Raw genomic sequence first — 11,976 nt, 5'->3', positions numbered from 1 at the left:
TCACGGCGCCGTGCCGTGCGCTCGCTTGCCCCCACCGCCCCTGCCCTTGCCCCCGTGTGCGCCCGCGCCGTGTTGCGCGCCGGCAAGCACAACCTTCGATCCGTCATCGATCTTGTCGGCGCCGTCCGTGATGACCGTCTCGTTGCCGTTCAGCCCGGCGGTGACGACCGTGCGGGCGCCATCCGATGCCCCGGACGTCACCTTGACCAGCCGCGCGACATTGCCCTGGACCAGGGTAAACACGAAATCGCCATTGGGCCCGTGCCGCACCGCGCTGACGGGAACGACGATCGCCTGGTTGGCCATGCCGATCAGCAGGCGGACGTTGACGAACTGGTTGGGAAACAGCGTGCCCGCACCATTATCGAACCGTGCCTTGCCCTTGACCGTGCCGGTCGTGGTGTCGACGACATTGTCGAGCGTCAGGAAGCGCCCCTGGGCGATCACTGTCTGGCCATTCTGGTCGAGCGCCGTCGCGGCCAGTCCGCCACCGGCGCGCGCCGCCATCTGCACCTTGGCGAGATCGCTCTGCGGGATCGCGAAGCTGACATCGATCGGCGAGTCCACGGTGATGATGACGATGCCGGTGGCATCGCCCGGTGTGACATAGTTGCCGACATCCGCCTGCCGCAGCCCTGCCCGTCCCGACACCGGCGCGATGACCCTCGTATAGCCGACATTGAGCGCGGCGGCGTTCACCGCGGCGCGATCGGCGGCGAGCGTCCCGGCATATTGCTTGACCAATGCGGCCTGGGTGTCGACCTGCTGGCGCGCGATCGAATCCTGTCCCAGCAGGGTCTGGTAGCGAACGAGATCGACACGGGCGCTGTTCAACAGTGCCTGATCCTTCGCCAGCGTGCCCTGCGCCTGAAGCAGCGCCTGCTGCGACGGGCGCGGATCGACCTGTGCGAGCAACTGGCCCTTGGTAACTGCCTGCCCTTCGGTGAAGCGGATCGATTGCAGCACGCCCGCGATCTGCGCGCGGACCGTCGCCGCCACGACCGGCTGAACAGTGCCGATCGCCGACAGCGTCAAAGGCACGTCGGCTCGGGTGACCTTCGCGACGCCGACGGTGGTCGCCGGGCGACCCCTGCCGCTGCTGCCTCCGCCCTTCGTCGGCTCGCGGCCGGCAAACCACCAGACGGCGGCAATCACGACAATCACCGCCAGGATGACGAACAGCGCGTTGCGCCTGCTCCGCGGCGACCGCTGGATCGTATCCGCCGGATGGCCGGCATCGTTATGCTCGATGTCGGGACTTTGCGATGGTTCGACGATGATGCCGCTCCCAGCCGTGGTGCCTGAGTGTCGAACCGACATGAGAAGCAGTCAAGTGAATCCAATTTCATTGGAATGACCTGATTCTGACAGGAAGGACTGATTGATCTCAGTCGCCTGGCCCATTTTGCTTGAATAAAGGGAACGGAAGGCGGGCGGGATTTCAGGACCTGGGGTAGAATGCCCGCGGGATTTATGTTTCCCGTCCTCTCTTCCGCCATCCATCCACTGGCGCTTCGCGCCGAATGCGATACCAGCGGTCGACACAACAAGGGAAAGCGATCGAATGCCTGGTGGTCTGGTAGCACTGCTCGACGATATCGCGATGATCGCCAAGCTGGCGGCCGCCTCGGTCGACGATGTCGCGGCGGCGGCGGGTCGGGCCGGCGTGAAGGCGGCGGGCGTGGTGATCGACGATACCGCGGTCACCCCTCGTTACGTCGTCGGCCTGACGCCCGATCGCGAATTACCGATCATCGCCAAGATCGCCGCGGGGTCGCTGCGCAACAAGCTGCTCGTCCTCCTGCCGGCAGCGCTTCTGCTGAGCAGCTTCGCACCCTGGGCGATCACGCCGCTGCTCATGATCGGCGGCGCCTATCTCTGCTTCGAGGCGACCGAGAAGATTGTCGAGGCCGTCACCGGCACGAGCCATGCCAGGGAAGTGGTCGGGATCACCGATCCGAAAGAATTGGAATCGCGCCAGGTCGGCGGCGCGGTGCGCACCGACTTCATCCTTTCGGCGGAGATCATGGTCATCGCCCTTTCCGATATCCCTGAACAATCGGTGCTGATGCAGGGCGTCGTGCTTGCCGCGGTGGGTATCGCGATCACGGTCGGCGTGTACGGCGTGGTCGGGCTGATCGTGAAGATGGACGATATCGGCCTGCATCTCGCCAGGCGCCGCTCGGCCGGTGTCCGCGCGATCGGTCGCGGCCTGGTGCGGGCGATGCCGCTGCTGCTCGAGGGTCTGTCGACGCTCGGCGTGGTCGCCATGGCCTGGGTCGGCGGTGGCTTCATCGTGCACGGGCTCAGCGAATTCGGCCTCGGAGTCGTCTCGCATGGACTGCACGATGTGGCGAAGGCAGTCGGACACGCTTCGCCCGTAGCGTCCGGGCTGGTCGAGTGGCTGGTCGGCGCGGTCGGCGCGGCGATCGTCGGCATGGTCGTCGGTGGCGTCATCGTCGCGGTGCTTCATCTGATCCCGCGTAAAGCCGGTCACGCGCCTCAGGCTCACTGATCCGGCCGGGGCTGCCGCCGGTCAGAAAGTCCCGCAATAACCGGGCAGGTGATTCGCCTCCTCGCCGTGCGCGACCTCCAGCGCCTTGTTCACTGCCTTTTCGAACTTGCCCGCCACCATCTTCGCGGGGATCCGCCCGCGCAGGAAATCGGCCCAGAGGAATTCGGAATAGGGGGTGTCGGTCTTGGCATAGCCGCCCGCCTGCCGCACCGCCCCCGCCAGGGAGCGATAGGGATCGTCGGTCAGCTTGCCCAGCGAGCGCGGCATGTCCGTGACGTCGCACCGCGTCCCCTTCGCATCATAGGGGTGGAGCCAGTTGCGATTGTCCATGAAGGTCAGGAATTCCGTCTTGCGCAGGTCGCACAGCCGGGCGACCACGCTGACCAGCACATGCTCGACCCCTTCGTCATGCAGCGCGCGCGCCAGGTGATGATGGTCGATCAGCCACGGCACCTTCTTCGGCCCAAGCACCACGGGGATCATATGGCTGCCGAGGAAATCGGGCCCGTTCGCGGCGACATGATCCAGCCATTGCCGTCGTTTGCGGTCAACCTCGATCATCCCGACCGTCATCTGGGTCGGACGCAGCGAGGCGAGCGGGACTGGCTGCAGGCGCGGCTCAAGCAGGTTGTACATGGTCGTTTCCCTTCCCAGCCCTGACCGCGTGCACCGCATCGGCGACGCTGAACGAGGCGCCGTCAGCCAGGCGATCGAACCCGGCCACTACCAGCACGTCGCGGACTCGATCATGCGCCCGTGCGAGGTGGAGGGACAACCCTTTCGCCTCAAGCATCTTTTCGAACTCGGCAATCGCCTCCAGCGCGGTGCTGTCGAGATCGTCGCTCTCCTCCAGGCTGAGCACGACATCCGTATCGCCGGTCCGCGCCAGCACCTTCGTCACGATGGTGCCGAGCGACTGTTCGGCATTGGCGAAGAAAAGCGGCGCGTTCGGGCGAAAGATCGCCATGCCCGCCACGGCCCGCGCTTCGGGATGGCGCGCGCGGTCGACAAAGTCATGGCCGCCGTCGAGGGAGCCAAGCTCGCTTACCACCGGATGGGCAAGACGGTTGAGCAGCGCGCCGATCGACAATGCCACCGCGATCAGCATTCCGTCGAGCACCCCGAACAGGATGACCCCGCATGCCGCCGCCAGCGCGATCCACTGGTCGCGGTCGATCATGAACAATCGCGTGAGCGGTGCCGGCGACAGCGCATGAGTCAGCGCGGCGATCACCACCGCTGCCAGCAACGGCTCGGGCAGCGCCTCGATCGTCGGCCCCGCCAGCAATGCCGCCGTCGCGAGCGCGACCAGCGCCGTGATCGCGGCGAGGCGGTTCGTCGCGCCGGCGGCTTCATTCGCCGAGGCACCTGAGAAACCGGCGCCGACAGGCATGCCCTGGACGAGTGCAGACAACAGGTTGGCGCCGGCGAACGCACCGAACTCGCGATTGGCGGACAGCGTATCGCCGTGGCGCAGCGCGACCGTTCGAACGGTGCCCCAGCTTTCAGCGAACAGGATCAGCGTCAACGGGGCGGCGAGCTGCGCAAGGCGCGACCAGCGCGCGAAGCTGAAGTCAGGCAAGGTCCAGGCGGAAAGAGTGAAATCGATCGGCCCGACCGAGGCCACGCCCAATGCCGTCAGATCGATCATTCGCGACGCGGCGACGCCCAGCATCAGGGCGATCAGCGCGGCAGGAAGGCGAGTCGTCGCGCGCAAGCCAAGCAGCAGCGCCAGTGCGACCACGCCGATCGTAATGCTTGCGATATTCGTCCGGCCGAGATTCGAAGCGATCTCGGCAAGCAGGGCCAGCGTGGAGGACGAAGCGACCTTCAGCCCGAGCAAATGCGGCACCTGGCGGATGATGATGTTGATCGCCAAGCCGAAGGCGAAACCGCGCAGCACGGGCCGTGCGATGAAGGCCGACAGGCTGCCGAGCCTGAACAGCGCGATGAGCGCGAAGAGCGCTCCGACGATCGCCACCATCACCGTCGCCATCGCGCCGCGGTCGGCCGGGCTCCCCGGCAGGGTCGCCAGTGCCGCCGCGAGAATGGCGGCCGAGGAAGAGGTCGGCCCGACGATCGCGAAACGGCTGCGCCCGAGCACCGCATAGGCCACGCCACCGGCAAGCGCGGCGAGAATGGCCCGCCCCGGCGTGAACCCGGCGATGCCCGCATAAGCCACCGCTTCCGGCAGCATCAGCCCGGCCACGGAGAGGCCCGCGACAACGTTCATGGCGGCCTGAGGAGGGATCGCCGCAATACTGAAGGGCGTCTTCAAGACACCCCTTCCGTCGACGAATATCCAGTGCGCCAATCGTTCGACCTGAGAAAGGGCCGCCGAATCTGCGCCGATGCTGCGACGCGCGATGGCGGGAACCCCCACAGCATAGGCGCCCTGGCGTTTCGCAGCTCAGATACCCGCAACTCCAGCGTCATCTCGATCGATGCACCCGTCATCCACGACCTTCATATCATGAAGACGCTTCAATTAAGAGCTACACCGAAAAGGCAATCGGAAAGCGCTCAGGCCCGGCGCCTGCCAAGGGCAAAATGCGCGATCGCAACATCATGCTCGTCGGCGTTCTGGACGCTGGCGACGATATTCAGGCGCTGCCTGGGAATGCGCCGGCGTCGACGACGACGGGTCGCCAACATCCAGACGCTTCCAAGCGCGATCAGGAACATTGTTCCGCAAAGGGCGAACCCGACAATCTCTCTCACTGTACCTCCTCGCAAACGGGGTTTCAGTCGAGGCGCGATAGAACCGCGTCTTCAGCAGGATCGTGCCATCCGGTGGCGCATCGCTCAGGATGCGTGGAGGCTGGGCGATGCCGATCCGTCATTGGGCGGCTGGGTGGCATCTTGCATGGTGTCGTCCATGCTGCCGAGCCTTTCGAGCCGGGGTGTGGTCCAGGGTCGCCTGGGTGTCAGCGCGGCGTCCGGGATATCGTGATTGTCGTGGGTGGTCATCGTTCGGTCTCGCGAAAGGAGGAGGATCAGGGGCGGAGTGCCGGAGAGGCGCTGGCGTTAGGGGTGTTCCAGATCGTGACGAAGTCCCAACCGGCATAGCTGAGGGGGGCCTGCATCTGTGTTGTGGTCAGGCCGGCACCTCCGGCACTGGTCGCCTGCCCGCTGGTCAGGACATTCCAGTAGGAACTCGTGACGGTTGCGCCATTCGCCTTCTGCCCGATTAGTCCGCCCACGTTGCGCGTGCCGATCACCAGTCCGGTCGAATAGCTGTTGGCAAGGCTGCCGCCGTAGAGATAGCCGATCATCCCGCCCGCGGTATTGGTCGATGCACCGACCTGACCGGTGGCATAGCTGTTGGCGGTCGTTGAGTTGTACTGATAACCGACCAGCCCGCCGACATAGTTGGTGCCCGCCACTGTGCCGGTCGCGAACGACCGCGTGATCGTCGCGCCCGAGGCATAGCCGACCAGTCCGCCGACATTGCTGACGCCGCTGACCGTGCCGCTCGCGCCGCTTCGGGTGATGCTCGATCCGTCACTCTGGTTGCCGACCAGCCCGCCGACCAGATTGTTGCCAGTGACGTTGACCGCGCTGTTGCTCCCGCTGACGCTGCCGCCATTATAAAGTATCCCGACCAGACCGCCGACACCGTTCAGGCCGTTGACGCTGCCGCTTACATTGAGATTGCTCAGCGTGCCCGAGGACAGGCCGAACAGGCCAACATTCTTGAGCGTCGAGCGATTGATGCGCAGGTTGGACAGCGTGAAGCCATTGCCGTTGAGCGTCCCGGTGAAGCCGTAGATGCCGCTGGTGACGTTGGCGAGCAGCACGTGGCTGGTGCCGTTCCAGACATTGCCGAGGCCATCGGTACCGATCGGCACGAAGCCAGTCCCCGCCCACATCCCCGAATAGGAGTCCGGGGTCCCTGCGACGACCGCACCGGTGTCGGTCAGGTCGATATTCCCGGCCAGGCTGTAGCTGCCCGACAGGCGCGCCTGATCATAGCCGATCAACTGCAACTGGTGGCTGTTGGAGATCAGCAGACGCCCGCCGGCATCCGTGGTCGTGGTGAAGCTGGTCGGTACTTCGAAGGCAAGGAACGGTCGCGTCGAATTGCCCGCCAGGAACACGAAGCCGGTCGGGGTCGCGGTGCCGATACCGGCCGCCGCCGCAAGATTGGCATAGGCGCCCGCCTTGTAGGCATAGTTCGCCGCACCCGACTGAGTCGGATCGGACGTGACGGACAGGATATTGGTCACGCTGCCCGAAGTCGTCGACCCAAAGGCGCTGCCCTGGCCCGTCGAATAGCTGTCCCAATAGGCGTTGCTGACATTTCCATCGGACTGGCTGCCGATCAGACCGCCGACAACGACGCCCACGCTCACGGCACCGGTCGCATAGACATTTTGCAGGGTACCGCTGTTCAGCCCGACAAGGCCTCCGGTGTAGCAATAACAGCCGGCGGTGCCGCCGACCGCACCGGTCGAATAGGCATCGCCGATCGAACCGTAATTCTCGCCCACCAGACCACCGACACCATAGGCCGACCCGGTCACGGTGCCGGTCGAATACACGCCGCTCGCAGTCGCGCCGGCGTCGTTGCGTCCGATCAGCCCGCCAGTGAACTGGCCCCCGACCACCGTGCCGCTGTTGAACGATTGCGTGATCGAGCCGGCAAAATTCTCTCCAACCAATCCGCCCGCCAGGAAATCGCCGGTGACGGTCCCTCCCCCATAGTTGGACCCGGTAATCGAACCAGCGACCGTGACGGGCGTGACCCCCGATCCGTTCCAGACATAGGACATCTTGCCGTTGCTACCGACAAGCCCGCCGACCTGCTGGGAACCGGTGACGTTGCCGCGCGCATAGGAACTCGTGATGGTCGCCGCGTAGGATGCGCCGTTGGTACCGACCAATCCCCCGACCGCGGTGCCGCCGACGACGTCGCCGGTGGCATAGGAACGACTGATCGCGCCGTCATTCAGCCCCGCGAGCCCGCCGATGTTCGAAGAATTGCCGGCCGCACCGTCGGGGCTGCCGACGACATTTGCCGACGCATAGGAGGTGTCGATCGTACCGCTATTATAGCCGGCCAGCCCGCCAACCCACTGTGCCCCGTAAACCGTTCCCGCCGCATGGGAATTGGTGATGCTGCCGGCGTTCGAGCCGACGAGCCCGCCGCTGGAATAGGCCGTGGCGGTGTCGATCGTGACATTGGCGGACGATCCGTCGATCAGCCCCCCATTGCTCCCGACGAGGCCGCCGAGTTGACTATTGTTATTCAGCGTGCCGTGAACGGCACCGGCGACCGAGGAGTTGAGGATCGTGGCGCTACCGTCAGCGCTGCCGACCAATATGCCGACGCCATAAGCCCCGGTGATATCGGCGCCGGTAAGATTGACGTTCTTGATCACGGTGCCGCTGGCGCCGAACAGGCCCACCGAGTTCACGCCCGGCAGATTGATCGTCAAGCCGGCGATGGTGAAGCCCCGGCCGTCGAACACGCCGCTCTGGAAGATGTTGCTCGACGTGCCGCCGCCGATCGGCACGAAGCCCGCGCCGCCATTCCAGCCGGCCGTGCCGCTCGCGTCGATATTGCCGGCGAGCGCGTAATTGAAAGAGGCAAAATATCCGCCGGTCCCGATACCTTGCAGGCCATAGACGTCGGCCAGCAGATACGGCGTGGCGGCGCTGCCATTGCCCCCCGTCGCGCGCAGGAAGGACGCACCGCTGGCCGCGACCTGGAAATCGCCAGCGGAGAAGGCGGGAAGGACGGCGGCCACCTGCTGCCAGTCACCGGCCGCCAGCACGAACTTGCCGACGTTCACGCTTCCTCCCGCACCGGTGACCAGGGGAGCCGTCGAATTCAGCGTCAGCGTGCCGGACGTCGCGACCGCGCTGTTGAATTGTATCCCGCTCGAATTGGTTGTCGTGAGCGAGATGGCGCCGTTGGCGGTAAGACCCGCGGTAGTGACCGTGCCGACGATCAGCTGCCTGCGACCGGTGTAGCTGAGCGACCCGACCGAGCCGGCGAGCGTCACGATCGAATTGTTCGCGCCGTTGAGGGTGAACGCCGCCTTGTCGGCCTGTGCGGTCGCGCCGCTCGTGAGCCGCAGGCGGTTGGCGGAGATCGTACCGCTACCGCTTTCGGACACGGTGGCGCCCGTATAGGTGTCGTTGCCGGCGGTGAGCGTCACGGTGCCGCCGCTCGTGCTGGTCGCCGAGATGGTGCTTGTGATGCCGATATTGCGGCCAGCGGTGAGGTTGATCGTGGTGCCGGTGCCGGCGTTGGCCGTCATCGCCCCGCCGACCGTGATATCGCGCCCCGCGTTGAGCGAGATCACATTCCCCGTGCCGTTGGCGACACTGGAGATGGTGGCACTGGTGGAAATGTCGTTGCCGGCGTTCAGCGTGACCTTCTTGTTCGCGTTGGCGGTGCCGGTTGCCGTGATCGCCGCGTTGACGACGATGTTGTTGGCGGCAGTGAGCGTCAGGCCGGCATTGCCCGACCAGCTGATCGCCGAGCTGACGGTGATGTTGCCGGCCTGCGACCCCGACGACCCCGTGGTGATCGTCACATTGGTGCCCGCCGCGAGCACGTTGGTGATCGTCGTCACGCCGATCTGTGAATCATTGGCGCCGGGCGTGTACGTCCCGCTCGACAGCGCGCCGCCCGAGCCGGCCACGATCGTGACGTTGTAGGGATCGAGGAGCAGCGTGCCAGACCGCGCGCCGAAAAGGTCGACCGCGCCACCAAACCCGAGCAGACCCTTGCTCGAGACCTCAGCCTCGCCACCGGCACTGTCCCCTACGCCGCGTGCGTTGATCGTCCCGGCGAACTGGGTGCGCTCATCCGACCACAGGACGATCCGGCCACCATCGCCGGCCCGGGTCGCGTCCGACCTGATCACCGAGGCGGCATCGACCTCCAGCTGCGTGGCATGCGCGAGCGTGCCCGACCCCTGCCAGTCGCCGCCGATACGGATCGCCCCGCCGCCCGTCGCGCCCGAAGCGTCGAGGGTTGCACCGGTCAGTTTCACCGTCGCGCCGGTAAGCGAGATGGTACCGCCATGGCTTGAGATGCTCGTCGCGTCGAGCACCCCCGAGACGTTGACCACGCCGCGCGCCATGTCGCGCGCGCTGCCTGCGGTAAGGACAATGTTGTCAGCGGTGATGCGTCCCGCGACCGTCACGCCGGCGGACGGTACCTTGACCTGAAGGAAGCCGTCGCCGCCAAGGTCCACCGCCTGCTCGCCCGAGGCACCGAGCGACCGCAACCGCGCCTGGACCAGGCCGCGGGCATCGCCGCGCATCGCCCCCGCAAAGCCGCCGCGAATATAGCGCACCTCCTGCCCCGCTCGCGGCGCCGTGACCGTCAGTTCGTCCGAACCCGCCATGAAATCACGGTCTGCAATGTCGAGAGTCGAGGCGGTGAAGCCCGCCGCCCTGACGCTCCCGGTCGCGGTGATCAGAATCCCGTTGGGATTGACCAGGAACACGCGCCCGTTGGCGGTGATCTGCCCGGCGATCTCGCTGGTGGTGTTGCCGGTAACGCGGTTGAGCAGCGCCGACGTCGCGCCGGGCTGGCTGATATCGACGCGGCCGCCCGCCCCCACCGAGAAGCTCTGCCAGTTGATGATCGCGCGGTCGCTCGTCTGGGTGATCTGCATCGTCCCTGCCGAGGGGTTCGCGATGGTGGCCGCGCCGGCCTGAAGCTGGCCGCCGGTCGGCAGTTCCTGCGCGATGGCAGTGGCAGGAATCAGCGCGGTTGAGGTGAGCAGCGCGAGCGGGAGCATGCGATTCATTAGAACTTCCTCGATCAGAAGCGGGTGAAAAGGGTGAAGGCGGCGCGACCGGAGGTGAATCCGTCCCGGTGGACTCGGCCAAATTCGATGCTGGTCGACACGCCGGGAGAACCGCGTGCGGCCTGCCCCGCCAGCCGCAGCCCGATGCCATAGGCGAATGCATCCGCACTGCGTCGCTCGACGATCGTCGGTTGCATCAGCCTAACCTGCGCCTGGGCGGCGAACGCATAGGGCGCGACGCTGGCCAACAGGCCTTTTCGCCCGAACACAAAGGGGCTCCGCGCTTCGCCGCGAGCAACATAGCCGGCATCGCCCTGAAGCGTGCCTGACGATAGCGGTGAGATGGCGTCGAGCGACGCCACGCCGATCTGTTCTGCATTGCCGAGCGGGCGGCCGAAGCTTGTCTGCCCACGCGCGCGCAACGCCAGCACCAGATGAGTGGCGACCGGCTCGTCGATGCTCGCCGACAGCAGCAGCTTGGCGAAATCGGCATCGCTGCCCGCACGCGACAACGGCAGCGCGGCACTTGCGTCAGCCGCGGACCGGGCACCGAGTCCATTGATTCCAAAGGACGCCTCGACCCGGCTACTCGCACTGCCGCCGCCGGGCAGATACGCGCTCACATCCAGGCTGGTCCGGGCGACGCGCAGCCGGTCGAGCGACAGCGGCAGGATCGCCGGGGTAATGATCCCGACACGTTCATCTTCGGCATCGAGGCGAGCCTCGACACCGACTGTCAGCGCCCGTCGATGCACGACAGGATAGCGCACCGCCAGCGACAGACGGCGGAAACGGCTGGCGAACCCGGGAAGCGACACGTCGTGCCGTGGTGCGGTACGCGCGTCGGTGCCCTCTACCGTGATCGCGAGACCGTCGCGGCCGACCGGTATGATCGCACCCACCGCGAGCGCACGGTTGCGCGGGGTGGAATCGAGAAAGCTCGTCTCGCGACCCAGCGTCGGAAGGCCGGAGGCGCGCAAATAGATGGCCTCGCCCGCCCCGAACACTGAATTGAGATCGATGCCGACCCCGAATGCCTCGCGCCCCAGCGTCGCGCCGAGCGAGTTGTCGACGGTGAAGAAACCGCTGACCGGCCGCCAGGTGGCGTCGACTCTCAGCACGGTACCGCCAGGCCGCACGCCGGCCGCAAGCGTTGAGCGCACCACGACACCAGGAACCTCGGCAGCCAGTGTCAGCCGGCGCTCGATTTGCCCCAACGTCACGTCGGGCCGCCCGGTCAGGTTCGCCAGTACCGTGCCGATCCGTCCCCGCACCCGCGCCGGCACTCCAGACAGGTCGACCCGTTCGATAAACCCCTCGACGACCGCGAAGCGTATCGTCGCCCCGTCGGCGATATCCTGCCGCGGCACCACGACCCGCAGCAGGACGCGCCCCCGCCGCGCCTCGGCAGCCTCCGCCATGCCCGCCGCCGCGAAGATGGCGGCGATGCTGATCCGCTTGCCGACCAGGCTTTCGCGCAAGGCAGCGAGGGTGGCGGATGACAATGCCCCGTCCTCCGTCTCGACGCCCGCGGGTGTCACGAACAGTGTCTCGGCCCCGGCGGGCGGCGCCATGAGCGCGTCCGTTGGCAATACCAATGGCGACGTGGATCGTCCTTCGACGGGGGGAGCATAGGTCGGGGGCGTGATCTGGCTCGCGGTCTGAGCCAGAACCGGAATCCCGGCC

8 protein-coding genes are annotated in these 11,976 nt (G+C 66.3%); 1 reads left to right on the top strand and 7 read right to left on the bottom strand.

Annotated features, from left to right (window positions below; genetic code table 11):
* Positions 1 to 1,320: an efflux RND transporter periplasmic adaptor subunit gene (locus NDN01_RS07665; RefSeq protein ID WP_272626759.1), complete on the bottom strand. Its 1,320-nt coding sequence runs from the start codon at positions 1,318 to 1,320 to the stop codon at positions 1 to 3.
* Positions 1,321 to 1,564: 244 nt separating this feature from the next.
* Between NDN01_RS07665 and NDN01_RS07660 the strand changes: the two genes are divergently transcribed.
* On the top strand, positions 1,565 to 2,515 hold the full coding sequence (locus NDN01_RS07660; RefSeq protein WP_272626758.1) for a DUF808 domain-containing protein: 951 nt from the start codon (positions 1,565 to 1,567) through the stop codon (positions 2,513 to 2,515).
* A gap of 21 nt (positions 2,516 to 2,536) precedes the next feature.
* On the opposite strand, the gene NDN01_RS07655 is transcribed toward NDN01_RS07660, so the two are convergent.
* The 6 genes from NDN01_RS07655 to NDN01_RS07630 all read right to left on the bottom strand — a co-directional run bounded on the left by NDN01_RS07655 (position 2,537) and on the right by NDN01_RS07630 (position 11,864).
* Positions 2,537 to 3,151 carry a ParB-like protein gene (locus NDN01_RS07655; protein ID WP_272626757.1) on the bottom strand — a complete coding sequence of 205 codons (615 nt, stop codon included), beginning with the start codon at positions 3,149 to 3,151 and terminating at the stop codon, positions 2,537 to 2,539.
* Positions 3,135 to 4,748 carry a SulP family inorganic anion transporter gene (locus tag NDN01_RS07650; protein ID WP_272626756.1) on the bottom strand — a complete coding sequence of 538 codons (1,614 nt, stop codon included), beginning with the start codon at positions 4,746 to 4,748 and terminating at the stop codon, positions 3,135 to 3,137. The genes NDN01_RS07655 and NDN01_RS07650 overlap by 17 nt, the downstream gene beginning before the upstream one ends.
* Positions 4,749 to 5,038: 290 nt before the next feature.
* A complete protein-coding gene (locus NDN01_RS07645; RefSeq protein WP_272626755.1) occupies positions 5,039 to 5,200 on the bottom strand; it encodes a hypothetical protein in 162 nt (53 codons plus the stop codon).
* Positions 5,201 to 5,320: 120 nt separating this feature from the next.
* Positions 5,321 to 5,485 carry a hypothetical protein gene (locus tag NDN01_RS07640; RefSeq protein ID WP_272626754.1) on the bottom strand — a complete coding sequence of 55 codons (165 nt, stop codon included), beginning with the start codon at positions 5,483 to 5,485 and terminating at the stop codon, positions 5,321 to 5,323.
* A 26-nt stretch (positions 5,486 to 5,511) separates the two neighbouring features.
* Complete coding sequence (locus NDN01_RS07635; RefSeq protein WP_272626753.1) at positions 5,512 to 10,290, bottom strand: beta strand repeat-containing protein; 4,779 nt, start codon at positions 10,288 to 10,290, stop codon at positions 5,512 to 5,514.
* A 14-nt stretch (positions 10,291 to 10,304) separates the two neighbouring features.
* Positions 10,305 to 11,864, bottom strand: coding sequence for a ShlB/FhaC/HecB family hemolysin secretion/activation protein (locus NDN01_RS07630; protein ID WP_272626752.1), 1,560 nt, complete (start codon positions 11,862 to 11,864; stop codon positions 10,305 to 10,307).
* Positions 11,865 to 11,976: the final 112 nt, after the last annotated feature.

Origin of the sequence: Sphingomonas sp. QA11, assembly GCF_028473665.1 — a bacterium.
GTDB lineage: Bacteria > Pseudomonadota > Alphaproteobacteria > Sphingomonadales > Sphingomonadaceae > Sphingomonas > Sphingomonas phytovorans.
Note: the sequence above shows the minus strand (reverse complement) of the source record. Positions and strands in the feature narration are given on the sequence as shown.